Origin of the sequence: Paraburkholderia sp. MM5384-R2 (assembly GCF_014201025.1) — a bacterium.
GTDB lineage: Bacteria > Pseudomonadota > Gammaproteobacteria > Burkholderiales > Burkholderiaceae > Paraburkholderia > Paraburkholderia tuberum.
This window is the reverse complement of the sequence record NZ_JACHDI010000017.1, coordinates 85,847-111,504: the sequence shown is the minus strand read 5'-3', so window position 1 is coordinate 111,504 and position 25,658 is coordinate 85,847. Positions and strand designations below refer to the sequence as shown.

Sequence of the window (25,658 nt, the reverse complement as noted above, 5' to 3'; positions counted from 1 at the left end):
GGCGCCCGCGATGAACATCTCGCGCTACTGCATCGATCGGCCGATTTTCGCGTCAGTCATTTCGATCGTCATCACGCTCGGCGGCGCATTGGCGATGTTCTCGCTGCCGATCGCGCAATACCCCGACATCACGCCGCCGCAGATCACGGTGTCCGCCACCTATCCGGGCGCCAGCGCCGAGGTCGTCGCGAACAACGTCGCCGCACCGATCGAGCAGCAGGTGAATGGCGCGGACAACATGATCTACATGAACTCGTCGAGTTCGTCGACCGGCAATATGACGCTCAACGTGTACTTCCAGATCGGCACGAACCCCGAGCTGGCCCAGGTCGACGTGCAGAACCGTGTGAATCTCGCGCTGCCGCAACTGCCGCAATCGGTCCAGTCGCAGGGCATTCAGGTACAGAAAAAGTCGCAGGCGTTCATGATGGTGATCGCGATCTATTCGCCCACCAACCGCTACGATTCGACGTATATCGCGAACTTTACGAACATCTACGTGCTTGACGCGATCAAGCGGATTCCGGGCGCGAACCAGTCGAGTATTTTCGGCAATCCAGACTACGCGATGCGCATCTGGCTGAAGCCCGACCGGATGGCCCAGTTGGGCGTGACGGCCGCCGACGTGCAACGGGTCGTCGCGAACCAGAACCAGCAGTTCGCGGTGGGCAGTATCGGACAGTCGCCGACCAGCGGAGCGGTCCAGCAATCGTTCGCGGTCACGACCACGGGGCGCCTCGCCGAGCCTTCGCAGTTCGACAACATCATCGTGCGCGCCGCGAGCGGCGGCGCGGCGATCGTGCGGCTCAAGGACATCGGCCGCGCCGAGCTCGGCCAGAAAGACTACTCGATTCGCAGCCGCTTCCAGGGCAAGCCGGCCACCGTGCTCGCCGTGTATCAGCAGCCGGGCGCCAATGCGCTCGAGGTGGCGAAGCAGGTGCGCGCGACACTCGCGGAACTGAAGAAGTCGTTTCCGGAAGGCATGACCTACGAAATCGCGATGGACACGACGGAGTTCACGCGAGCGTCGATCTCGGACGTGATCCATACGTTCTTCGAAGCGCTGGTGCTCGTCGTGATCGTCGTGTTCGTATTCCTGCAAAGCCTTCGCGCGACGCTGATTCCGATCATCGCGGTGCCGGTGTCGATCGTCGGCACCTGCATGTTCATGCTGCTGCTGGGCTTTTCGATCAACATGCTGACCTTGTTCGGCATGGTGCTCGCGATCGGTATCGTCGTCGACGATGCGATCGTCGTGATCGAGAACGTCGAGCGCAACATGATGGTGTACAAGCTGTCAGCGAAAGAGGCCTCAAAGAAGGCGATGGACGAAGTCGCCGGCCCGGTCGTGGCGATCGTGCTGGTGTTGTGCGCGGTGTTCGTACCGGTCGCGTTTCTCGGCGGCATCACCGGCCAGATGTACAAGCAGTTCGCGATCACGATTGCGATTTCGGTGGTGCTGTCCGGCATCGTCGCACTGACCTTGTCACCGGCGCTCGCCGCGTTGCTGCTGAAAAGCACGCACCACGAGAAGAAGGGCTTTTTCCGCTGGTTCGACAATCAGTTCGCCCGCATGACGTCGGGCTATACACGCGCGGTCAAGCTCATCATCAAGCGCTTCGTCATGGGGCTCGTGTTCTTCGCGGCGATGATCGTGCTGGCGGTGCTGATGATGCGCTCGATTCCGTCGGCGTTCCTGCCGCCTGAAGACCAGGGTTATCTGCTCGGCGCGGTCATCATGCCGGATGCGGCTAGCCTCGACCGCACCGGCCAGGTGTCGCAAGTCATCACTGACTATTTCATGAAACAGGAGGCGGTCGGCAGCATCACCACGATCGATGGTTTCAGCCTGCTCGACAGCCAGAACAAGAACAATGCCGGCACCTTCTTCGTCGGTCTGAAGAGCTTCGACGAACGCTATACGCGCGCCAACATCAGGACGCAGAACGCGCGCGCGGTGCTGCTCGACGCGTATCGCTACTTCGCGAACGTCCAGGAGGGCATTATTCTGCCGGTCAACCCGCCGTCGATTCCGGGGCTCGGCACGACAGGCGGCACGGAGGTGTGGATTCAGAGCAAGGGGGATGCTTCGATCGCACAGCTCGCGGGCGTGGCCGACCAGTTCGTGCAGAAAGCGCGGGCGCGCAAGGAGCTGACCGGCGTCACGATGACCTTCAATGCGGCGTCGCGGCAACTGTTGGTCGACGTGGATCGCGACAAGTCGGAGACGCTCGGCGTGCCGGTCGAAGACGTCTATAGCTCGATGCAGACGATGTTCGGCTCGCTGTACGTATCGCAGTTCAACCGCTCGAGCCGGCTGTGGCAGGTGATCCTGCAGGCGGACCCGCGCTATCGCCTGAAGCCCACCGACCTCGATCAGATCTTCGTGCGCAGCACGAACGGCACGATGGTGCCGATCAAGTCGGTGGCAAGCTACCGCTTTACGACGGGCCCGGACCTCGTCACGCGATTCAATAATTTCCCGGCCATCAAGGTCACGGCGAATGCCGCGCCGGGCTACAGCTCCGGACAGGTGATCTCGACGCTGGAACAGATCGCCGCGCAGATGCCGGAAGGCTACGACGTGGCATGGAGCGGCGAGGCATTCGAAGAACGGCAGTCGGGCGGCACCTCCGGGCTCGTCTTCGTGTTCGGTCTCGTGATGGTGTTCCTGATCCTCGCCGCGCAGTACGAGAAGTGGTCGCTGCCGGTCGGCGTGCTGATGGCGGTGCCGTTCGCGCTGTTCGGCGCGCTGCTCGCGATCATGCTGCGCGGCCTGTCCAACGACGTCTACTTCCAGATCGGGCTGACGATGCTGGTCGCGCTCGCCGCGAAGAACGCGATCCTGATCTTCGAATTCGCGGTGCTCAATCGCGAGACGGGCGCATCGGTGTTCGACGCGACGATGACCGCGGCGGAAGAACGGCTGCGCCCGATCGTGATGACCTCGCTCGCGTTCATTCTCGGCTGCGTGCCGCTCGCGATCGCGACGGGCGCGTCGGCCAACAGCCGTCATTCGATCGGCACCGGTGTGATCGGCGGCATGTTGGGCGCGACGGCGATCGCCGTATTCTTCATCCCGATGTTCTATTACCTGCTCGAAACCATGTCGTCGCGCTCGAAGGGAGGCAAAAAGCCGACGCCGGGGGTGGAGCCCGGCGGCGGCGCAGGACGCGAACCCTCGGCGGTGCCAGGGCCCGGTGCGTCGAGCGAGGCGCCGTCCGCGCCGCAGGAAGGTGAATGACATGCGCGGCACGGCACCGGCGCGTTTGCTCGCATCCGTCATGCTGCTCGCGCTGAGCGGATGCCTGCTAGGCCCCAACTACCAGCGCCCGGCGGTCGACGTGCCGGCCACTTATCGTTTCGCCCAGGGCGAGGCCGCGGGCATCGCCAACGCCGTGTGGTGGGAGCAGTTTCAGGACCCGGTGCTCGATCAGCTGATCGCCGCCGCGCTGCAGAACAATCGCGACGTGAAGGTCGCGGCCGCGCGGGTCGACGAGTTTCGCGGGCAGTTCGTGACCACGCGCTCCGGGCTGTTCCCGCAGCTTTCGGCAGGCGCCGACGCGTCGCGTCAACGGGTCTCGCAGGACCAAGGCGTGCCGGTGCCGAAGGGCGTGAGCCCCGTCTACAACCAGTTCGACGCGACGCTGGCGGTGTCCTGGGAACTCGATCTGTTCGGCAAGGTGCGCCGGGAAACCGAGGCGGCACGCGCGAATCTGCTCGCAAGCGAAGAGGGCCGCCGCGCCACGATTCTGACGCTGGTGAGCTCGGTCGCGTCGGCCTACATCAATCTGCGCAGTCTGGACCGGCAGCTAGTGATCGCGAAGGAGACCGTGCAAAGCCGCGCGGAATCGGTGCGCGTGTTCGAGGCGCGCTTCCGCTACGGCGAGGTCTCGCAGATGGAACTCGCGCAAAGCCAGTCGGAGTATCAAGCCGCGCAAGTCACGATTCCGCAGCTCGAAGCGCAGATCGCCCAGCAGGAAGACGCGTTGTCGGTGTTGATCGGCAGGAATCCCGGCGCGATACTGCGCGGCCGTGAGCTGTCGCAGATGGGCACGCCGCCGATTCCCGAGGGGCTGCCGTCCGATCTGCTCGAACGTCGTCCCGACCTGCTGGAGGCCGAGCAGACGCTGGTCGCGCAAAACGCGCTGATCGGGGCGGCGCGCGCGCTGTACTTCCCGTCGATTTCGCTGACCGGGCTGTTCGGTTCGGTCAGCGCGCAGTTCTCGAATCTGTTCACCGGCCCGGCGCGCGTGTGGTCGTTTGCCGGTAGCGTCACGCAGCCGATCTTCACGGCGGGCAACATCACCGGCCAGGTGCACCAGGCCGAAGCGCGCCAGCAGGAATCGCTGTACTCGTACGAAAAGGCGATCCAGGTAGCGTTCCAGGAGGTCGAGGACGCGCTCATCTCCGTGCAGAAGACGCATCAGGCACTCGATGCGCAAAACCTCCAGGTCGAGGCGCTGCACACCTATGCGCACCTCGCGCGGCAGCGCTACGAAGGCGGCTATACGAGCTACATCGAAGTGCTCGATGCGGAGCGCAGCCTGTTCAACGCGCAACTGAGCTATGCGCAAACTCAAGGCGCGGTGCTGACCTCGTACGTCACGCTCTACAAGGCGACGGGCGGCGGCTGGGTGGCCGAGGCGGAAAAACTGACGGCGCCGCCGCCCGCGCAGCAAAACTCGCCGGCGATGGCGCCGGTCTCGCAGAACGCGCCCGCGCCGGCTGGAACGTCGGGTGCAGAGGAGGCGAGATGACGGGCAACGAACTGATTGCGTGCGAAGAATGCGACCTGCTTCAGCTCGGCGCGCCGCCGGCCGCCGGCAATGCGTTGCGCTGCCAGCGTTGCCGCGCGGAGCTCAGGCGCGGACGCTCGAACGGGCCGGAGTATGCGCTCGCATTCTCGTGCGCGTCCGCGGTGCTGCTCGTGATCTCGAACGTGTTTCCGATCGTCGGTCTGTCGCTGAACGGCCATGTCGTGCAGACGACGCTCGCGGGTTCGGTGCGCATGCTGTACAGCCACGGCTCGTGGCCGCTCGCCTTGCTGGTCGGCCTGACGACGATCGTCACGCCGGTGCTGCAAACCGCGGCGATGCTGTGGCTGCTGCTGCCGCTGCGCTTCGGGCGCGTGCCGTGGCGGCCGGCCGAGTGCTTTCGTCTGTTTCAGTTCGCGCGGCCGTGGGGCATGACCGAGGTGCTGATCCTCGGCTTGCTGGTCGCGCTGGTCAAGCTCGCGCATATCGCCAAGGTGGTGCCGGGCACTGCGCTGTGGTCGTTCATCGCGCTGATGCTGCTGCTCGCGGCCGCGGCGGCGACCTTCGATCCGCATGAGGTGTGGGCGCGCATCACGGCAGCGCGTGGCGCGCAGGCGTGGCAGTTGCCGCCGATCCGCGTGCGCCGCAACGCCATCACGGCGTCTGCCTACGGGCTCGTGCTGTGCGAAGAATGCGGCCTGCTGCTCAAGCAGCCCAGCGGCGCGGTCAAGCACGTCTGTCCGCGCTGCAAGGCGCCGTTGCACCAGCGCAAGCCCGCGAGCCTGTCGCGCACGTGGGCGTATCTGGTGGCCGCGATGGTGCTCTACATTCCGGCCAACGTGCTGCCCGTGATGGACACGAGTTCGCTGTTCGGCACGCAGAAGGACACGATCCTGAGCGGCGTGGTGTATCTGTGGGTATCGGGCTCGTGGCCGCTCGCAGTGCTCGTATTCATCGCGAGCATCGTCGTGCCGATGCTGAAGATTCTCGGCATCGGGTATCTCGCGCTGTCGACCCAGCTTCGTTGGCAATGGCTGCCCGGGCAGCGCACGCGGATCTATCGCCTGATCGAGCTGATCGGTCGCTGGTCGATGCTCGACATCTACGTGATCACGATGCTGGTCGCGCTGGTGCAGTTCCAGGCGCTGGCGACGATCAAGGCGGGGCCGGCGGCGATCGCGTTCGGCGCGGTCGTCGTGCTGACCTTGCTCGCCGCGATGGCGTTCGATCCGCGCCTGATGTGGGACGCTTTGGAGACCGAACGTGTCCACTCCGACTGAAGAGCCCGAACTGCCCGCCGCGGAGCCGGTGCCGCGCTCGCGCTGGCGGATGCAACTGGTCTGGCTCGTGCCGATCGTGGCGATACTGATCGGCGGTTGGCTCGCGGTGAAGGCGGTGATGGAGCGTGGCGAGCAGATCAGCATCAGCTTCAAGACCGGCGACGGTCTCGAAGCGGGCAAGACCAAGCTCAAGTTCAAGGACGTCGATATCGGCGTGGTCGGAGCGGTCTCGCTGACGCCGGACCACAAGCGCGTGGTGGCCAAGGCCGAGGTGACGCGCGACGTGTCGGACCTGCTCGTCGACAACACGCGCTTCTGGGTCGTGCGTCCGCGCATTTCGGGCGGTACGGTGTCGGGGCTCGGCACGCTGCTGTCGGGCTCGTATATCGACGTTGACGTCGGCAATTCGCCAAAAGCGCGCCGCAGTTTCGTCGGCCTCGAGGAGCCCCCCGTGATCGCGAGCGACGTGCCGGGGCACGAGTACACGTTGCACGGCACGGGACTCGGCTCGCTCGACGTGGGTACGCCCGTGTTTTTCCGCAGAATTCAGGTGGGCCAGGTCGCGTCGTACCAGTTGGACCCGGACGGCCACGGCGTCACGGTGAAGGTGTTCGTCAACGCGCCGTATGACCGCTTCGTCAGAACCGACACGCGCTTCTGGCACGCCAGCGGTGTCGACATGTCGTTCGACAGCAGCGGCTTGCGCGTCGAAACGCAGTCGATCGTGTCGATCATCATCGGCGGGATCGCGTTCGAATCGCCGCCCGATTCACAGGTAGAGACGAGCGCCGATACCAGCACCCGGTTCGAGCTGTACACCACGCGCGCCGACGCGATGAAGATGCACGATCGCATCGTCGTCAAATACGTGGTGAACTTCACGGATTCGGTGCGCGGTCTGACGGTTGGCGCGCCGGTCGATTTCCGCGGCGTCGAAATCGGCGAAGTGACGGCGCTCTACACGCGCTTCGATCCGCACACCCGCCGCTTCAGCAGTCCGGTCGAGATCAATCTCTATCCGGAGCGGTTCACGTCGCGCTATCAGAACGACGGCGCCGGCGGACACCTCACCAACGACCCGCGCGGTCTCGCGAACTATCTGGTCGAGCACGGCTTCCGCTTCCAGTTGAGAACCGGCAATGTGCTGACCGGCCAGCAGTATCTCGCGCTCGACTATTTCCCCGACGCGCCGAAGGCGTCGATCGACTGGAGCAAGACGCCGCCCGAAATGCCCGCGATTCCGCGCGCGCTGCAATCGCTGCAGGAATCGGTCACGCGACTGCTCGCCAAGATCAACAACATACCGTTCGAGGATATCGGCAAGGACGCGCGCTCGACGCTGCGCACCACCAACGCGATGCTCGGGCAGCTCAACACGCAGGTCGTGCCGAAAGCGCGCGACACGCTGCTGTCCGCGCAATCGACGCTCGATTCCGCGAATGCCGCGCTGCAGCCCGATTCGTCGCTGCAGCAATCGACGGAGGACGCAATGCGTGAATTGACTCGCACCGCTGCCTCGTTGCGCACGCTGGCCGACTATCTGGCGCAGCATCCGGAATCGCTCGTGCGCGGCAAGTCCGAGGACAAGAAGCCATGACAGATGCGATGCGCCGCTTCGCGGCCGGCCTGATGCTCGCGCTCGCCGGCGCTCTGCTCGGCGCCTGCAAGTCGCCGGCGACGAACTTCTACACGCTGAGCCCCGACGAGTCGTTGAGCAGCACCGGCGCGAGCCGGCCGATCGCGGCGGTGATTGGTCCGGTGACCATACCCGAGATCGTGGACCGGCCGCAGATCGTCACGCGGATCGCTAACAACGAGGTCGCGGTCAACGAATTCGACCGCTGGGCGCAGCCGCTCGGTGGCGACATCGGTCGCGTGATCGCGGCCGATCTCGGCGCGCTGCTGAACTCGCAGCAGATTTCGGTATTCGATGCGGTACGCGATCCGTCCGTCGTCTGGCGCGTGCGGATCGACGTGATGCGCTTCGAGTCCGTGCCGGGGCGCGACGTCACCGTCGACGTGCTGTGGACCGTGCGGCCGCCCGGCAAGGTCCGCGCCATCACCGGCCGCTCGGTCGCGCGCGAGAGCGTGTCCGGTCCCGGATTCGAGCCGATCGTCGCCGCCCACGATCGCGCGCTCGCCTCGGTGAGCCGCGATATCGCCGCAGCGGTGCAGGCAAAACCTGCTCAATGAGACGTCGCGCTGCGTCACGTCGACACGCGCCGCACCCGAACCCGTGCGCTACACCGGGTCGCGCGCATAATAAGACCTTGGTCCGATTGCTAGAGCTCTGGGTCAACTCCACGATTCAATCGATGCACGGCGCGTGCCTCGGCACCGATCGTGACGCGCACCTTTCAGGAGTCTTCCGATGGACGCTGAAACGCTGTTGTCACAAAGCCAGGACATTGCCTCGAAAATCACCCAGGTACTGCAAAAGCGCACGCAAATCGCCCAGCGGCATCTGAATGAACGGGTCACCGAAACGCTGGGGCTCGATCACGATGGCGCCCCGACCGCAAGCGCGATGCCCGCGCCATTCGATCCGCTCAGTGCGTGGCAATACACGGTAGATGCCGCGCAGCGCTCGCTGCTGTTCTGGGACACGCTGTACCGGCGCGGCAACGAGTTCGTCGAACGCAGCGTCAGCGGTCCCACGCCGGTGCTGCATTTCGAGTACGACACGGTGCTGGACGGCCGCACGTTCGAACGGCCCGTCAACTATGCGCTGCTGCAACTTCGTCCGCTCGAAGGCGTGGGCGTGGACGTGCGCAAGCGTCCGTATCTGATCATCGATCCGCGCGCGGGGCACGGCCCCGGCATCGGCGGCTTCAAGGACGATTCGCAGGCGGGCGTCGCGCTGCGCGCGGGCTACCCCGTCTACTTCGTGGTGTTCTTTCGCGACCCCGAGCCCGGTCAGACCCTGCTCGACGTGTGCAACGCCGAGCAGCTATTCGTGCGCAAGGTGCGCGCGCTGCATCCCGACAGTCCGAAGCCCGCGATCATCGGCAATTGCCAGGGCGGCTGGGCGGCGATGATGCTCGCCAGCTCCGATCCCGAGGAGACCGGCCCGATCGTCATCAACGGTGCGCCGATGTCGTACTGGAGCGCGGCCTGGAGCGAAGGCGAGGGCGACAACCCGATGCGTTACGCGGGCGGCATGCTGGGCGGCGCGTGGCTCGCGTCGTACGCGGCGGATCTTGGCAACGGCAAGTTCGACGGCGCGTATCTGGTGGAGAACTTCGAGAACCTGAACCCCGCCAACACGTTCTGGGACAAGTACTACCACCTGTTCTCGAACGTCGATACCGAGCCGCCACGCTTTCTGGAATTCGAGCGCTGGTGGGGCAGCTACTACCTGATGAATCGCGAGGAGATCGAATGGATCACGCGCAACCTGTTCGTCGGCAACAAGCTGTGGTCGGGCGGAGTGACGAACAGCAGCGGCCAGGCTTTCGATCTGCGTCAAATCCGTTCGCCGATCATCCTGTTCGCGTCGATGGGCGACAACATCACGCCGCCTCAACAGGCGTTCAACTGGGTGGCGGACCTGTACGGCAGCACCGAGGAGATCAAGGCGCGCGGCCAGGTGATCGTCGGTCTGACGCACGAAGACATCGGGCATCTGGGCATCTTCGTGTCCGGGAAAGTCGCGAAGAAGGAGCACAAACAGATCATGTCCGTGCTCGAGACCATCGAAACCTTTCCGCCGGGACTCTACGGCATGACCATCAACGAGGCCAGCAACGCGGCCGGGGAGATCGAATACGAAGTCGAATTTCATGAGCGGCGGCTCGAGGAGATTTCCGCGCATCTCAACCGCTTCGGCCGCATCGACGAAAAGCCATTCGAAGCGGTCGCCGCGGTGTCCAATCTGAATCAGCGCATGTATGAACTGCTCGCGCAGCCGGTCGTGCAGGCGATGTCGAACGAAACGAGCGCCCGCCTGCTGCGCCAGTTTCATCCGCTGCGCTGGCAGCGCTGGGCCGTGTCCGCGATGAACCCGTGGCTTGGCTGGCTGCCGGCGGCCGCGCAGTCGGTTCGTGAGAATCGCCAGCGGACCGCCGCCGATAACCCGTGGAGCAAGCTCGAACACAACGGCTCGCAAATGATCAGCGCGTCGCTGGACTATTACCGCGCGATGCGCGACGCGGGGACCGAGGCAAGCTTCTTCAGCGTGTACGCGAATCTGTATGCGACGTATCTGAGCAAGCCGGGCGCCGATGGCCTGGCCGCGCAAGCCAGCGCGATCGATCCGCGCGAGCTGCCGTTCGTGCGCACGGCGTTGCAGGCGATCGGCGACGGCGGCTACACCGAGGCACTCGCGCGCGCGGCCTTTCTGTTGTCGCGCAAGGGCGGGTCGTTGCCGCTCGCGCGCCTGGAGATGCGCAAGGAGATCGCCGAAAGTTACGCGGAGTACCTGCCCGACATCAGCCCCGATCACTGGCGGCGGATCCGGGGCGAGCAGGAAATCATCGTCAGCTTCGAACCGGACGAGGCGATAGCCACGCTGCCGAAGCTGCTTTCCCGAAGCGAGGACCGCGAGCGCTTTCTACAACTGCTCGACAAGCTGGCGAGCGACGAGCGCGTGTTGAACACCGCGCCCGACGCCGCGCAAAAGGAGGCGTTCGAACGCATCCGCGCGGTGCTGGGTTCGGGCGTGAGCCGCAAGCGCAACGCACGTTTGCCGGACCCCACTCGCACGTGAGCAACTGGCGCGATGCGCGGCAGGACGCAAGCGTGACGGAACCGTGTGCACGGCGCCCGTATGCACGGCTCCCGTCAGCATGGCGTGCCACGCGTCACGAATCCAACGCACCGTACACACGAGGAATACGCCGATGGAAAAGCACGCGAAGTATCAGCGTCTGATCGATTTCTGCCGGACGCTGCCGGCGATGCCGACAGCGGTCGCGCATCCGTGCGACCAGAGTTCGCTCAATGGCGCGGTCGAAGCAGCCGGGATGGGACTGATCGCGCCGCTGCTGGTCGGGCCGCGCGCGCGCATCGAAGCGATTGCCGCCGAACGCGGCATCGACATTTCGAACTTCACGATCGTCGATGCGCCGCATAGCCATGCCGCCGCGGCAGCAGCCGTGCAACTGGTGCGCGAAGGCAAGGCGGAGGCCCTGATGAAAGGCAGCCTGCATACGGACGAGCTGATGGCCGAGGTGATTCGCCGTGACACCGGCCTGCGCACCGAGCGGCGCATCAGCCATTGCTTCGTGATGGACGTGCCCGGGTACGAGAACGCGCTGATCATCACCGACGCCGCGATCAACATCTTGCCGACGCTCGAAGAGAAGGTCGACATCCTGCAGAACGCGATCGATCTCGGGCACGCGCTGAAATTTGACGAAGTCCGCGTGGCGATCCTGTCCGCGACCGAGAGCGTCAATCCGAAAATTCCATCGACGGTGGAAGCGGCGGCGCTGTGCAAGATGGTGGACCGCGGGCAGATCACCGGCGGGCTCGTCGACGGTCCGCTCGCACTCGACAACGCGATCAGCATCGAAGCCATGCGCATCAAGCAGATCGAGTCGCGGGTGGCCGGTCGCGCCAATGTATTGATGGTGCCGGACCTCGAAGCGGGCAACATGCTCGCGAAAAGCCTGTCGTTTCTCGCCGGCGCGGACGCGGCGGGCATCGTGCTCGGCGCGCGCGTGCCGATCATTCTGACGAGCCGCGCGGATTCTCTGTCGACGCGTCTCGCATCGTGCGCGGTCGCCGCGTTGGTGGCCAAGGCACGGCGCGAGGCCGGCAAGGTGGTCGGGTGACGTCATGACGGATGTGATCCTCGTATTGAACGCAGGTTCGTCGAGCCTCAAGTTCAGCGCCTTCGACGCGCAACAAGCGCAACTCGAACTCATTTTGCGCGGTCAGATCGAAGCGCTCTACACGAGCCCGCGTTTTCGCGTGACAGATCGCGACGGCAATACCAGTTCGCACGAATGGGGCGATGGCCATCGGCTCGGCCATCAGGGCGCGATCGAATATCTGGGCGGTTTTTTGCGCGACCACGGCGGCGGCAATCAACTGAAGGCGGTCGGGCATCGCGTCGTGCACGGCGGGCAGCGCTTTGCCGGCCCCGTCCTCGCGACCGCCGAGGTGATCGACCAGCTGGACAGCCTGAGCCCGCTCGCGCCGCTGCATCAGCCGCATAACCTGACCCCGATCCGCATCCTCGCGCAGCTGCGTCCCGACCTTCCACAGGTCGCGTGCTTCGACACCACGTTTCATCGCACGCAGACCGAGACCGCGCAGGCCTATGCGCTGCCCCCCTCGATTACCGACCACGGCGTGCGGCGCTACGGTTTTCACGGGCTCTCGTACGAATACATCGCGAGCGTGCTGCCGGAGATCGCGCCGGCCGCGGCGGCGGGGCGCACCGTCGTCGCGCATCTGGGCAACGGCGCGAGCATGTGCGCGATGGTCGCGGGCAAGAGCGTGGCGAGCACGATGGGCTTCACGGCGGTGGAAGGCCTGCCGATGGGCACGCGTTGCGGCAGCCTCGACCCCGGCGTGATGCTCTATCTGCTCGACGAGCTGAAGATGGATACGCGGTCGATCGCGGACCTCATTTACAAGGGCTCGGGGCTGCTCGGCATGTCGGGCATCTCGGGCGACATGCGCGTGCTGCTCGACAGCGACGACCCGCGTGCCCGCTTTGCGATCGACGTCTACACCTACCGGATCGGGCGCGAACTCGGCAGTCTCGCCGCGGCGATGCAAGGTCTCGACGCACTGGTGCTGACGGCCGGCATCGGCGAGCACGCAGTCGCGATCCGCGAGCGCATCGTGCGCGATGCCGCGTGGCTCGGCGCCGAACTCGACGAAGCGGCCAATCGGGCGGGCGGCCCGCTGATCACCCGCGCCTCGAGCAGGCTGCCGGTCTGGGTCGTGCCCACCAACGAGGAACTGATGATCGCCCGTCATACGCGCGCTGTCGCCCCATAGAGGAGTTTCACCATGTCTGTCGAGCAACCGAGTTTGATTCTGCGAGGAGCGAAGGCCCTCGTGACCGGCGTCGCCAACGAGCATTCGATTGCCTACGGATGCGCAAAGGCGTTTCACGACCTCGGCGCGAGCGTTGCGCTCACCTATGCGAACGACAAGGCGCTTCCTTATGTGGAACCGATCGCCAAAGCACTCGATGCCGAGATCTTCATGCCGCTCGACGTAACGGGCGAGGATGAAATGGAGGCCGTGTTCGACCGGATCGAGAAGACATGGGGAAGCCTCGATATTCTCGTTCACGCCGTTGCATGGGCGCCGAAAGCGGATCTGCAGGGCGGCTTGCTGCAATCGTCGCGCGAGGGCTTCCTGAGCGCGATGGACATCTCCTGCCATTCGTTCGTGCGGATGGCGCGCCTCGCCGCGCCGCTAATGAAAGACGGCGGCACCATGCTGACGATGAGCTACTACGGCGCGAACAAGGTCGTGCCGAACTACAACCTGATGGGCCCCGTCAAGGCGGCGCTCGAAGCCTGCGCGCGCTATCTGGCGTTCGAGCTGGGACCGAAGGGCATCCGCGTGCACGCGATTTCTCCCGGGCCGCTGCAGACCCGCGCCGCTTCGGGCCTGAAGGATTTCGAGCTGCTGCTCAACGAAGCGGTGCAGCGCGCGCCGCTCGGCGAACTCGTCGACATCATGGATGTCGGCTATACCTGTGCGTTTCTGGCCACGCCGTATGCCCGGCGGGTGTCCGGTTCTACCTTGTATATCGACGGCGGATTGAACATCGTGGCCTAGGATCTGGAGGAGTAAGCATCATGGCTGAAATGTTTCTTGGAAACGTCGAGGAAAGCGTCTCCGACGAAGAGATCGGCGAGTTCCTGATTCGCTACGGGTTCCCGCGCTTCAGTTCGATCAAGCGGGTGCCCGGCACGGGCTCGCGGCCAGGCGCGGTGGTCGTCTTCGACGACGTAACCGCGGACGGGCTGCGCATACTGCAAAACCGCGTCCATAACCTGTTCTGGAAGAACCACACAATCGTCGCGCAGTTGCTGCCGGAGCGCGACGAATCGTGACAGGCGACGGGAGCCGGACATGGGTCTGCTGTCGCGGTGGCTGACCAGGCGCAACGCTTCCGAAGAGAGCGACGATCAGCAGACGAAGGAAATCGTCGAGCGGATCGTCGGGCTCTGTCCGTCGTTGCGGCTCGCGCGCAATTATGCGTCGCGCCTGCGGCCCGCCGTGCAGCACACGACCGCCTATCTGCTCCGGCTCGCCGATGAAGTGCCGCCGACGCGCGAAGCGAACGCGGCGGCGTGGGCGACAGACCCGTATATCCACGCCTTTTTCGCCACGCCCGACGACGTCTGTCCGGTCTTCAACCGCTCACACGAGCTGAACACGTTCTTCAGCGACCATCCCGCTGCCGATCAGGTATTCGCGGTGCTCGGCATGGCCATGGACGAGCGGCGTACTTTCGGCGTCGGGCAACACGGCGAAACGACGCAAACCGATCTCGCGCAGACGACCATCAACTTCAGCGATCACCAGGTGCGCGTGTGCGAAGAATCCGAAGCCGCGTTGCGGCGCCAGATCGTGTTGCGGATCGTCGATCAGCTCGTGCTCGAAGCCCTCGGCAAGATCGAGGCCGACGCCTCGCGGCAGGACGAATTGCAACGCGAAAGGGCGCTGCTGAAAACGCGTCTGACGATTCTCGAACGGCAAGGGGCGGGCGTGCGCTCGCTGCTTGGTAGCGACGCGACGTCGAATTACGCGGAAGTGGCGAAGCTGCAGGCGCAGATCGAAGAGAACGATCAGGCTCTGGCGCAGTTGGGCCTGAAGACAGAGGCGCTGGAGCGGCATCTCGACGTGATGTGCGGTGTACTGGGGGCGCCGGATGCGCATTTCTACGTGCGCAGGAGCGTGTACCGGCTCGACCGGATGAACGTCGTCCTTGAAGAGGGAGATACGCGGCCCGCGCACGAAATCGAGTTTCGCCTTGCGCGTCTGCCGGCGAGTCCCAATGCGATACGGGTTTTCTCGACGGTGCGTTTTCGACACGCGGACTTTACGCCGCCCCTCAGCGGCCTCGCGCAAGCGCACCACCTGATCTGACGCGAGCCATGCCCGCTATTTGCCGGCGACCGGCTCCACGGAGATGGCCACGGCCTCGGTATAGACCGCTTGTATCTGGTCGCCTTTTTTGATCCGCTTGAGCTGTTCGGGATCCTGCACGATCAGATCCACCGTGTTGCCTTGCGGGCCTTTCAGCGTGACCGCGCCGCTCTGGTGATTGATCGCGATGACGTTAGCCATGATCGTGACTTCGCGCGAGGCCGAGCCGCCGGGTTTCGCGCCCGCCGGTGTGCGTTCGAGCGTCTGCGTTTCGTTGGCGGTCAGCGGCGCGTTGCCTTTTTTCAGCATGATGGTCAGAGCCTGCGAATACTCGGCCTTGACCACGTCGCCGACCTTGATCTGGTCGAAGTTGCGCGCTCCCTCGCCGACCACGACCTGCACGACCCTGCCCTTCGGGTCCTTGAGCAAGACGGTGCGCGTTGCCGGCTCGATGCCGACGACCGTCGCGGTCGTTTTGACCGTGCCCGACACGGTGACTTTGCCGGGCTCGCTCTTGACCGTGACTGGTGCCTCCGTCTGAGCGAACCCCGTATTCGCGAGACACACGAGCGCCGCTGCGATGATCAGTTTGCGGTTAATCATTTTGCTCTCCTTGCGCGATCAATTGACCGTGTAACCCCGCCCTGACATGCAGGCGGCGAAAGCGCGATTGAACGTGTCCATCGAGCCCTGCGTTTGCGCCTGCGATTGTGCCGCGGTCGCGCGCCGGTTCTGCCGCGCGCGCGACCCGCCGACCATCGTGCCGGTCGCCGCGCCGATCGCCGCGCCCTTGCCGGCGTCGCCCGCAATCGCGCCGATGATCGCGCCGCCCGCCGCGCCGCGCGCGGCGCCCTGCACGCGCTCGCCGCCTCCCACCGCGGGGCCGGAAGGCGGGGGCGGGGCATTGGCGACCATGGTCGGGTCGATGCCGGTATTGCTCTTCGCCCACGAATAGCAGGCGCCTTCGTCCTGCTGCTGTTGCTGCGGGCTTTGCCCTCTGGCCGGATAGGCAATCGGCCTCGATTGCGCCAGGCCTTCCAGCGATAGCGACGCGCTCAACGCGGCGATCACGGCATATTTCGTAGACTTGTTCACGACAGCTCCTTGCGTGGGCACACGCGGGTGCGAGTCGCCGGCTGCCTGTTCGCTCAGGCGTGAGGGCGCAACCGGCACCCGTGAATGGGAATTCTGGTGGGACCGGTTGCCGCGCGGTGGATGCGCAGCAATGGCAGGTTCGCTTTCATCATGGTGTCGCGGGCCTGTCGCGCGCAATCGGACCAAGGTCGTATTTGCAATTTCGTCCATGGTTTCCAAACTGTATTCATGCAACAGGTGCAGGTCGTTTTCATTGCTTCGGACAACTGTCTGTCAAAGATCATGGCCATGCCGCCCGGGGCCGCTGACGAAGCGCAAGGGGAAGCATCGATGGACCGCGATTCGCGTGCTCGTACACGCATCATCCCGTTTGCAACGGCGCTCGACAGGCGCAGGCGCATGCCGGCGCTCGACGACGAGGCGAAGCGCGCGCGACGCATCAGCCATGTACTGGGCGCCGCGCTTCTGGCGTGCTGCGGCGCGTTCTCCACTGCGGTGTCGCTGGCGCAGGCGCCGGCCGCGAACGCCGCGGCGAACGCGGCCCCGAACGCACCCGTTTCCGCGGCGACGCTCGACAAGCTCGTCGGACCGATCGCGCTATATCCGGACGACCTGATCGCGATCATTCTTCCTGCCTCCACCTATCCCGTTGAAATCGTGCAGGCTGATCGCTTTCTCGACCAGTACAAAAACGACAAGTCGCTGAAGCTCAACGACGCGTGGCACGATCCGGTGAAGGCGCTGCTGAATTACCCCAGCATCGTCAAGAACATGAGCACCGATCTCGACTGGACGATCAATCTCGGCGAGGCCGTCGTTGCCGACCAGGGCTCGGTGCTCGAAGCGATTCAGCGCTTCCGGCGGCAAACGCAGTCGGCGGGGCATCTGAAATCCGACGACAAGCAGGTCGTGGTCGTCGAGAAGGAAGTGATCAAGATCCAGCCGGCCGATCCGCAGGTGATCTACGTCCCGCAGTACAACCCGCAGACCGTCGTGGTGGCAAGTGCGCCCGTGACCTACGCCTACTGGCCCACGCCGTATCCGGCCTACTACTATCCGTACGCGCCCGGCGCCGCGCTCGCGACGGGGCTGATCTGGGGCGCGGCGATTACCGCCGCCTGGAACGGCGGACGCTATGAAACGCATTACGGAGGCGGCGGCAACAACAACATCAACATCAACCGCGAAAGAAACGTCGAGCGTGGCGATAGAACCGTCGAGCGCGGCGACAGGAACGTCGAGCGCGGCAATATCAACACGGGCGACATCAACCGCGGCGGTGGTCGCGGGCAGGGAGGGGGCACCTCCGCGTGGACCTCGGACAAGAAGCCGGGCCAGGTCAGCGGTATCTCGGATCGCTCGGCGCGCACGCAACGGGTCGGCGATCCGCCGTCGCGCGGCGGCGGCGCGGGTGCAGGCGCGGGCGGTGGGTTGGCGGGCGGCAACCGCGGCGGCGCGGGCGGCGGCGCAAACTATGCAGGTGGCGGCGCGGGTGGCGGCGCCGGCGCAAACTTCGCGGGCGGCGGTGCTGGCGCGCAAGGGCGGCCGCAGCCGTCCCAGCGTCCGACGGCGTCGGCGGGCACACGCGAGGTGAATCAGCGCGCGGCGCCTGGGGGCGGCGGCGATGCGTTCAGCGGCTACGGCTCGGCGCGCGACGCGCAAGCCAACAGCGCGCGCGGCGCGGCGAGCCGTCAATCGACGCGTGGCGGCGGTGGCGGCGGATTTTCCGGCGGTGGCGGCCGTGGCGGTGGCGGCGGCGGAGTCTCGCCGCGGGGCGGCGGTGGCGGCCGCGGCGGCGGACGGCGATAAGGAGCAGCCATGAGCGGGCAAAGCATCACCGGAAAGCGCGCACGCGACGATTCGCGGCGATGTGTGGCCACATCGCGCCGGCTGTGCGCGATGGTGCTCGCGCTGTCGATTCCGTTGGCCGCGCTCGCCGCGGGGCAGCGCACTTTCGCCACCCCGGAGGACGCGGTCGCCGCGCTGTCCAGCGCACTGAAGACCGACGACGAAGCGTCGCTCGTCGCGATCTTCGGCGAAGCGCACAAGAGCCTCGTGGTATCGCCGGATCAGGCGGAGAACGAGGCGAACTGGGCCAAGGCGAGCAAGGAGCTCGAGGCCTATCACCTGCTCGACGACAGGGGACCGAACCGGCGGATTCTGCTGGTCGGCGACGAGGCGTGGCCGATGCCGATACCGATCGTCAAAGAGGACGGCACCTGGCGCTTCGCCACCGAGCAGGGCGAAGAAGAACTGATCAATCGACGGATCGGCGCCAATGAACTCGAAGCGATCAAGGTGCTGCACGCTTATATCGGCGCGCAGCGTCAATACGCGTCGCGCGACCGCAACCACGACGGCCTGCTCGAATACGCGCAGAAGCTGGCCAGCACACCCGGCAAGCAGGACGGTCTCTACTGGTACACCGACGAAAACAGCGACGAAGAAGAGAGTCCGTTCGGCCCGCTCGTCGCCGTGAGCTCCGAATATCTGAAAGGCCACGCGGCGGGCGATCCTTACCGGGGCTACCATTTCGACATCCTGACGCGGCAGGGCAAGAACGCGCCGGGCGGCGCGTTCAGCTACGTGATCAACGGCCACATGATCGCGGGTTTCGCGATGGTCGCTTATCCGGCGCGGTACGGCAAGAGCGGCGTGATGACCTTCGTGGTCAGCAACAACGGCGTCATCTACCAGAAGGACCGTGGCGCGCACGCGCCGCCTGTGACCGAGTTCAATCCGGATCACACGTGGCAGCGCGTCAAGGATTCGCTCTGAGCCGCTCCGGGTTGGCTGAGGCGATGGCCGTACAGCGCCCCCGTGCTTCCGTCAGGTCCGCTTCCGTACTCGAGGCGCTACGTTGAACCATCCACAGAGCGTCACCGGCCGCGCGTCTTCCACGCCACCCGCGCGCGGGTGGCGCTCCGCGTTTCCTCCCGCGCAGTGGCTGCGAAGCTATCAGCCTCGATGGCTCGCGAAGGACGCGGTCGCCGGCGTGACGCTCGCGGCTTATGGCATTCCGGTATCGCTCGCCTATGCGTCGCTCGCGGGCTTGCCGCCGCAATACGGCATCTACGGCTATCTGGTCGGCGGCCTCTGTTATGCGCTGTTCGGCTCGTCGCGCCAGCTCGCGATCGGCCCGACCTCGGCGATCTCGATGCTCGTCGGCGTGACGCTCGTGCCGATGGCCGGGGGCGACCCGTCGCGCTGGGCTTCGATCGCGGCGCTCACGTCCGTGCTGATCGCGTGCATGTGCGTGATCGGCTGGCTGCTGCGCTTGAGTTCGCTCGTCAGCTTCATCAGCGAGACGATCCTGCTCGGCTTCAAGGCGGGCGCCGCGCTGACGATCGCGATGACCCAGCTGCCGAAGCTGTTCGGCGTGAAAGGCGGCGGCGAATTCTTCTTCGAACGGATCGCCGTGCTGTGGGGGCAGCTTCCGCTGACCAACCTCGGCGTGCTCGGTTTCGGCCTCGTTTGCATCGCGTTGCTGCTGTTCGGCGAAAAGTTTTTGCCGGGGCGTCCGGTGGCGCTCGCCGTCGTCGCTGCCTCGATCGTCGTGTTGTCCGTCACGCCGCTGGCCAGCCGCGGCTTCACGCTGGTGGGCGCGCTGCCGCAGAGCTTGCCTGAATTCCGTCTGCCCGGGCTGCGGCTGCGCGATGTCGACGGCATCGTTCCGCTGGCGTTCGCGTGCCTGTTGCTGGCATACGTCGAGAGCGTTTCGGCCGCGCGCGCGCTCGCGCAGGCACATGGTTACGAGATCGACGCCCGCCAGGAATTGCTGGGTCTTGGCGCAGCCAATCTGGCCGCGGGATTGTTCCAGGCCTTCCCGGTTGCGGGAGGGCTTTCGCAATCGTCGGTGAACGACAAGGCCGGCGCGAAAAGCGCGCTTGCGCTGGTATTCGCGTCGCTCGCGATCGGCTTCTGTCTGATGTTCCTCACCGGACTGCTCGCGAATCTGCCCAACGTCGTGCTGGCGGCGATCGTGCTCGTGGCCGTGAAGGGCCTCGTCGACGTCGGCGAACTGCGTCATGTGTGGCGCGTGAGCCGCTTCGAATTCGCGATTTCGATGGCGGCGTTCGCGGCGGTGCTGTTGTTGGGCATCCTGAAGGGCGTCATCGTCGCGGTGCTCGTGTCGATGCTGCTGATCATCCACCGCGCCGCGCATCCGCATGTCGCGATGCTCGGGCGTATTCCCGGCACGCGCTATTTCTCGGATCTCGAACGTCATGCCGAGAACGAGACGATTGCGCATGTGCTGGCGGTGCGTGTCGAAGCGTCGTTGCTGTACTTCAACGTCGAGCACGTGCGCGAGACGATCTGGCGCATGATCCACGCCGCACCCGAACCGGTCCGGCTCGTGATTTGCGATCTGTCCGCATCGGCGGTCGTCGATCTGGCGGGCGCGCGCATGCTCGAAGCGATGCACGGCGCGCTGGAGGCCGCGGGCGCCGCGATGAAGGTCGTCGGCGCGCACGCGGACGTGCGCGACATGCTGCGCGCCGAGGGGCTCGAAGCTCGTGTCGGCCACATCGGCCGACGCGGCTCGGTGGCCGACGTCGTCGACGCATTCCAGCAAAACGGCGATTTCGCGGACGACGCGGATCGCGGATGAACTCGAGGAGAAACCCATGTCACGTCAATTTCGTCCTGGCGCGGGCGCGCCCGCACTCGACGCCGCGTGCGCCCGCACGATCACGCAGTGGCTTGCGGCAGCGGCGCTGCTCGCCAGCCCAATGTTGTGTTACGCAGCGAACCTGAACTTTCTGAAAGACACGCCCATTACCTACATGCGCGAGGCCGACCGTAAAGCGCTCAACGACGCGGCGCAAAAGGCGCTCGATACAAAAAAGGATGGCGAATCGTACGAGTGGAGCAATGCGGGCACCGGCAATTCCGTGTCGATCAAGGGCACGGTGACGCCGCAGGACACGACGAAGGACGGCGATCGAACCTGCCGGACCGCGACGCTGACCGCGGTCGCGAAAGGACAGACCCAAACGTGGACGCCGATCGTCTGCAAAACCGGCAATGGGCCGTGGAAGATTCTGAAGCAGTAAGCACATGCGTGTCGCTTCATACGCCTCTGAACATGGCGGCGCCGCCGCGCCGCCCGAGTTGCACGAGCACGTACCATTTGCCCTGTTGATGCATAATTTGTCCAGCGTTTCGCGGCTCATGCACAAGGCAAACACATGGAACACTCTTACGCCAACGACGATACCGGCAATCTGGTCCTGCTCGAACACGTCAACCTGAAAATCCCCAACCAGATTCTCGCGACCGCCTTCTACGTCACCGGCCTTGGGCTCACGCGCGATCCGTTCGTGATGACCGGGGTCGAGAATATGTGGATCAACGTCGGCCGGTCGCAGATTCACTTGCCGCACGGGGCGGCACAACGTCTGCGCGGCAGTGTCGGTCTCGTGGTCGGCGAGCTCGAAGCGCTGGTGAGGCGGCTGCGCTCGGTTGAACCGCTGCTCGCCGGCACCGCGTTCGGCTGGACGGAGCGCGCAGGCAGTGTCGAAGTGACGTGTCCGTGGGGCAACCGCTACGAGTGCCTCGATCCTCTCAATCGATCCGCGCCGGCTCCGTGGTCGGACATCGATCTGGGCATCGCGTTCGTGAAGATGGATGTGCCGGTCGGCAGCGCGTTGCCTATCGCGCGCTTCTACCGCGATATGTTCGATGCGACCGTCGACATCGAAGAGAAGCATGGATTGCACCGCGCGGTGATCGATATCGGCACGCATCAGCAACTGCTGTACGCGGAAACGACCCGGCCCATTTCTGAATACGACGGACACCACATCGCCATTTACACCGCTGCTTTTTCGGGGCCGTTCACACGGCTCGCCGAAAAAGGTCTGGTATATGGAGAAGAGCCGCATCAATACCGGTTTGCCGACCTGCTCGATCTGTCATCCGGAGAGCGTTGCTTCCGGCTCGAACACGAAGTACGGAGCCTGCATCACCCACTTTACGCGCGCCCGCTGGTGAACCGGAATCCGGAACAGACCAACTGGAACTATCAGCAGGGGGCCGATTCGCGCGGCGGCCGGTTCTGATCGGCTCAACGAGCGGCGGCAACGCGCAGCGACCCAGCTGAAAACGCCACGACCAGGGCGGCGGTCAGCGACCACAACGGTGCACGCTGATCGCTCGCCACTCCTTAACGATTTAATCTAGAAAATCCACAACACATCGCCTACCCTTAAACGAGCCGGTATTCCGCGGACCCGTGCATCACTTCTCCCCTCTCTGCGAAGCCGACCCGTCCTGACAAAGCTAACAACGATTCGAAGTCGTACGCTTTTGTTGTCTGCGAGGGTTGCGCCATCGTGCTCTTTCACGCTGTCGTCCGCGTGGATCCATGTCGCACTCCTGCGCTGCAATTCATAGGAACAATAAAAAGCTAGGAGACGCTCATGCCATTCAACCGTATTCAGGGAATTGTCGGCCTGCCACTGCTCGCCATCGCGTTCGGCTTGCCTGCGGCTCATGCCGCCGACGAAGTACAGAACAGCTCGACCACCACCACCGCCGCGCCGGTGCCCTCGAGGCTTCAGCCCGTGACCCAGGATCAGCTCGATCGCGCCGGCAGCATGACGGCGGTCTGGCTCCATCCGAACGGCTCGTACGCGCAGACGCGCTATTACCCCGGCGCGCAGATCAACCGGACGAACGTCGCGAAGCTCAGGCCGGCGTTCATCTTCCAGACGGCCGTCAACGAGTCGATGGAAACGGCGCCGATCGTGAAGGACGGCGTGATGTTCCTGACCACGTCGTTCAATCACGTATACGCGATCGATGCGACGACGGGCAAAGAGTTCTGGCATTACAAGCACAAGATGGGTCCGGTCACGACGTTCTGTTGCGGGCCGAACAATCGTGGCGTCGCGATTTCGGGTGACCGGCTCTATATGGGCACGCTCGACTCCAAGCTCGTCGCGCTCGACGCCAAAACCGGCAACGTGCTGTGGCAAAGCCAGATCGCCAATCCCGACGAGGGCTACTCGGAAACGATGGCGCCGACGGTCGTCGACGGCAAGGTGCTGATCGGCACGAACGGCGGCGAGTACGGCATTCGCGGCTTCGTGAAGGCGTACGACGCGAATTCCGGCCAGTTGCTGTGGACCTTCTACACGATTCCGGAAACCGGCCAGGAAGGCGTGTGGGCCACCAAAGACGCGACCGGCCGCGACGAGAAGCGCGACATCGACGCGGAGAAGAAGCAGTTGGCCGACAAGGGCGGCGACTTCTACAAGATGCTCGGCGGCGGTGTGTGGATGACGCCGGCGGTCGACCGGAAAACGCACACGGTGTATTTCGTGGTCGGCAACCCGTCGCCGGACCTGTATGGCGCGATCCGGCCGGGAGACAACCTCTATACGGATTCGCTCGTCGCGATCGATCTCGACACCGGCAAGTACAAATGGCACTACCAGTACGTGCCGCACGACGTCTGGGACCTCGACGCAGTGAGCCCGCCGGTGCTGATCGACGTGCGCGACAACGACGGCAAGATGATCCCCGGCATCGTGCATGCGGGCAAGACCGGCCACGTGTACGTGCATGATCGTGCGACCGGCCGTCTGATCCGCTTCTCGCAGGCGATGATTCCGCAGGAAAACATGTGGACCCTGCCGACAGCAGCCGGCGCGCGCATGCTGCCGGGCGCGAACGGCGGCGTCGAGTGGTCGCCGATCGCGTTCGATCCGCAAACGCGCCTCGTCTACGCGGCCAACCTGAATCAGCCGATGACGTACCAGGTCGAGGACGCCGCCTATCCGGGCGGCAGCAAGCTGTGGCTCGGCGGCGCCTTCAAGGTGATTCCGTCCGAGGCGCAATGGGGCAAGCTGTCGGCCGTGAACGTCGACACCGGCAAGATCGCGTGGGACTACAAGACCGACCAGCCGCTGATCGGCGGCGTACTTGCAACGGCGGGCGGTCTTGTGTTCAACGGCGAGGGCAACGGCCTGTTCCGCGCGTTCGATGCCGCCACCGGCAAGAAGCTGTGGGAGTTCCAGTGCGGCGCGGGCGTCAACGCGCCGGCCGTGTCGTACACGGTCAACGGCAAGCAGTACATCGCGGTCGCGGCGGGCGGCAATACGCAGATCGACTTCAAGCGCGGCAATAGCGTCGTCGTGTTCGCAGTGCCATGAGGCGGCCGGCGCCGCGGGGAGCGCCGGGTGGGGCGCGCGCTGCATGGGTGGCGCTGCTGTCCGGCGGACTGATCGCCGCATGGCTGCCGTCGGGCGCGCGCGCCGACGCCGAGGCGGGCAAGGCGAAAGCGCAGGTGTGCGTGGCCTGTCATGGGCCGATGGGCAATTCGACCAATCCGGACTATCCGATTCTGGCCGGGCAAACCGCGCGCTACCTGTATCTGGAGCTGAAGGACTTCAAGCAGGGAAGGCGCAGCGATCCGCGCATGTCGCCGATGGCGGCGAACCTGTCGAGCGAGGACATGCAGGACCTCGCCGACTACTTCGCCGCGCAGAAGCCCGTATCGGTGCCGTTCAACGCGGATGGCGCGAGCATCCAGGCGGGCAGCAAGAAGGCCGCCGAGGTGCTGTGCACGATGTGCCACCTGGGTGGCTTTTCCGGGCAGAACGAGATTCCGCGCGTCGCGGGCCAGCAGTATCAGTACATCGTCAAGCAATTGCAGGACTTCCGCTCGCACACACGCACCAACGATGCGGGCAACATGACCAGCGTGACGCGTAATCTGACCGACGACGACATCCATCATCTGGCCGCTTATATCAACAATCTGCAGTAGCACGGGGAAGACACCATGAAAGACATGCTCACTCGACCGCTTGCGGCCGCCGTTCTGCTCGCCAGCGCATTCGGCGCATGGATGCCGGCGCTCGCGCAGGACCAGGGGGAAATCAACCGCCAACTGCTCGCGGCCGCGAAGGACGACGATCAGCAGTCGGTCGTCGCGGCGCTGCAGCGCGGCGCGTCGGTCGATGCGATGAACCGGATCGGCGACACCGCGCTCGTCACCGCGTGCAAGAAGGGCGATACGGCGATGGCGCGCACGCTGATCGAGCGCGGCGCGAACGTGCAGCATGCGAACGCGCCGGGCGATACACCGCTGATGGCCGCTGCCTACGGCGGCTTCGACGAGATCGTCGCGCTGCTGCTCGCGCATGGCGCCGAGCCGCTCGCGACCGATCGCGTCGGCAAGACCGCGATGGAATACGCAGCGGGCCAGGGGCAAACGAAGGTCGTCGGTCAGTTGCTCGATGCGGGCGTCGACGTGAACCGGACCTACAAGAACGATCTGACCGCGCTGATGTGGGCGGCGGGATACGATCGCGCGGAAACCGCCCAGCTGTTGCTCGCGCGCGGCGCGAACCGGTCGTTGAAGGACAATCGCGGGATGACGGCGAAAGATATCGCGGTGCAGACGAAGTCGGAGCGCGTCGCGGGGTTGTTGTCGGCGGGTTAG

21 protein-coding genes are annotated in these 25,658 nt (G+C 65.1%); 19 read left to right on the top strand and 2 right to left on the bottom strand.

The window, feature by feature from the left end:
• Positions 1 to 10 precede the first annotated feature (10 nt).
• From HDG37_RS24760 to HDG37_RS24710, 11 genes are all read left to right on the top strand, one after another.
• Positions 11 to 3,244: an efflux RND transporter permease subunit gene (locus HDG37_RS24760; RefSeq protein WP_184052117.1), complete on the top strand. Its 3,234-nt coding sequence runs from the start codon at positions 11 to 13 to the stop codon at positions 3,242 to 3,244.
• A 1-nt stretch (position 3,245) separates the two neighbouring features.
• Positions 3,246 to 4,760 carry an efflux transporter outer membrane subunit gene (locus HDG37_RS24755; RefSeq protein WP_184052115.1) on the top strand — a complete coding sequence of 505 codons (1,515 nt, stop codon included), beginning with the start codon at positions 3,246 to 3,248 and terminating at the stop codon, positions 4,758 to 4,760.
• Positions 4,757 to 6,037: a paraquat-inducible protein A gene (locus HDG37_RS24750; protein WP_184052113.1), complete on the top strand. Its 1,281-nt coding sequence runs from the start codon at positions 4,757 to 4,759 to the stop codon at positions 6,035 to 6,037. The genes HDG37_RS24755 and HDG37_RS24750 overlap by 4 nt, the downstream gene beginning before the upstream one ends.
• Positions 6,021 to 7,634, top strand: a complete 1,614-nt coding sequence (locus HDG37_RS24745; protein WP_184052111.1) for an MlaD family protein — start codon at positions 6,021 to 6,023, stop codon at positions 7,632 to 7,634. Before HDG37_RS24750 ends, HDG37_RS24745 begins: the two co-directional genes overlap by 17 nt.
• Positions 7,631 to 8,230 carry a membrane integrity-associated transporter subunit PqiC gene (locus tag HDG37_RS24740; RefSeq protein WP_184052109.1) on the top strand — a complete coding sequence of 200 codons (600 nt, stop codon included), beginning with the start codon at positions 7,631 to 7,633 and terminating at the stop codon, positions 8,228 to 8,230. Before HDG37_RS24745 ends, HDG37_RS24740 begins: the two co-directional genes overlap by 4 nt.
• Before the next feature lie 178 nt (positions 8,231 to 8,408).
• A complete protein-coding gene (locus tag HDG37_RS24735; RefSeq protein ID WP_184052107.1) occupies positions 8,409 to 10,745 on the top strand; it encodes a DUF3141 domain-containing protein in 2,337 nt (778 codons plus the stop codon).
• A 79-nt stretch (positions 10,746 to 10,824) separates the two neighbouring features.
• Positions 10,825 to 11,814, top strand: a complete 990-nt coding sequence (locus tag HDG37_RS24730; protein ID WP_184052104.1) for a phosphate acetyltransferase — start codon at positions 10,825 to 10,827, stop codon at positions 11,812 to 11,814.
• Between the two features lie 4 nt (positions 11,815 to 11,818).
• Complete coding sequence (locus tag HDG37_RS24725) at positions 11,819 to 12,994, top strand: acetate/propionate family kinase (RefSeq protein ID WP_184052102.1); 1,176 nt, start codon at positions 11,819 to 11,821, stop codon at positions 12,992 to 12,994.
• Between the two features lie 12 nt (positions 12,995 to 13,006).
• A complete protein-coding gene (fabI, locus tag HDG37_RS24720) occupies positions 13,007 to 13,789 on the top strand; it encodes an enoyl-ACP reductase FabI (RefSeq protein ID WP_184052100.1) in 783 nt (260 codons plus the stop codon).
• 20 nt (positions 13,790 to 13,809) lie between these two features.
• Positions 13,810 to 14,067 (top strand): RNA-binding protein, encoded by a 258-nt coding sequence (locus tag HDG37_RS24715; RefSeq protein WP_184052098.1) that lies wholly within the window; start codon positions 13,810 to 13,812, stop codon positions 14,065 to 14,067.
• Positions 14,068 to 14,086: 19 nt separating this feature from the next.
• Positions 14,087 to 15,106 (top strand): hypothetical protein, encoded by a 1,020-nt coding sequence (locus tag HDG37_RS24710; protein ID WP_184052096.1) that lies wholly within the window; start codon positions 14,087 to 14,089, stop codon positions 15,104 to 15,106.
• 15 nt (positions 15,107 to 15,121) lie between these two features.
• On the opposite strand, the gene HDG37_RS24705 is transcribed toward HDG37_RS24710, so the two are convergent.
• Together HDG37_RS24705 and HDG37_RS24700 are read right to left on the bottom strand one after the other, a co-directional pair.
• The gene (locus HDG37_RS24705) at positions 15,122 to 15,709 is read right to left on the bottom strand and encodes a hypothetical protein (RefSeq protein ID WP_184052094.1); all 588 of its coding nucleotides are present in this window, start codon (positions 15,707 to 15,709) and stop codon (positions 15,122 to 15,124) included.
• Positions 15,710 to 15,727: 18 nt separating this feature from the next.
• Positions 15,728 to 16,201, bottom strand: coding sequence for a glycine zipper family protein (locus HDG37_RS24700; RefSeq protein ID WP_184052092.1), 474 nt, complete (start codon positions 16,199 to 16,201; stop codon positions 15,728 to 15,730).
• 330 nt (positions 16,202 to 16,531) lie between these two features.
• Between HDG37_RS24700 and HDG37_RS24695 the strand changes: the two genes are divergently transcribed.
• The 8 genes from HDG37_RS24695 to HDG37_RS24660 all read left to right on the top strand — a co-directional run bounded on the left by HDG37_RS24695 (position 16,532) and on the right by HDG37_RS24660 (position 25,658).
• Entirely contained in the window at positions 16,532 to 18,010 is a 1,479-nt protein-coding gene (locus tag HDG37_RS24695; RefSeq protein WP_260334979.1) for a DUF3300 domain-containing protein, read from the top strand.
• Positions 18,011 to 18,019: 9 nt separating this feature from the next.
• Positions 18,020 to 18,979, top strand: coding sequence for a DUF2950 domain-containing protein (locus tag HDG37_RS24690; RefSeq protein ID WP_184052088.1), 960 nt, complete (start codon positions 18,020 to 18,022; stop codon positions 18,977 to 18,979).
• An 82-nt stretch (positions 18,980 to 19,061) separates the two neighbouring features.
• Positions 19,062 to 20,813, top strand: coding sequence for a SulP family inorganic anion transporter (locus HDG37_RS24685; protein WP_184052087.1), 1,752 nt, complete (start codon positions 19,062 to 19,064; stop codon positions 20,811 to 20,813).
• Between the two features lie 16 nt (positions 20,814 to 20,829).
• Complete coding sequence (locus HDG37_RS24680) at positions 20,830 to 21,258, top strand: RT0821/Lpp0805 family surface protein (protein ID WP_184052085.1); 429 nt, start codon at positions 20,830 to 20,832, stop codon at positions 21,256 to 21,258.
• 135 nt (positions 21,259 to 21,393) lie between these two features.
• Positions 21,394 to 22,266: a VOC family protein gene (locus HDG37_RS24675; protein ID WP_184052083.1), complete on the top strand. Its 873-nt coding sequence runs from the start codon at positions 21,394 to 21,396 to the stop codon at positions 22,264 to 22,266.
• Positions 22,267 to 22,626: 360 nt separating this feature from the next.
• Entirely contained in the window at positions 22,627 to 24,363 is a 1,737-nt protein-coding gene (locus HDG37_RS24670; RefSeq protein WP_184052081.1) for a PQQ-dependent dehydrogenase, methanol/ethanol family, read from the top strand.
• Positions 24,360 to 24,980 (top strand): cytochrome c, encoded by a 621-nt coding sequence (locus tag HDG37_RS24665; protein WP_184052079.1) that lies wholly within the window; start codon positions 24,360 to 24,362, stop codon positions 24,978 to 24,980. The genes HDG37_RS24670 and HDG37_RS24665 overlap by 4 nt, the downstream gene beginning before the upstream one ends.
• 15 nt (positions 24,981 to 24,995) lie before the next feature.
• On the top strand, positions 24,996 to 25,658 hold the full coding sequence (locus HDG37_RS24660) for an ankyrin repeat domain-containing protein (RefSeq protein WP_184052077.1): 663 nt from the start codon (positions 24,996 to 24,998) through the stop codon (positions 25,656 to 25,658).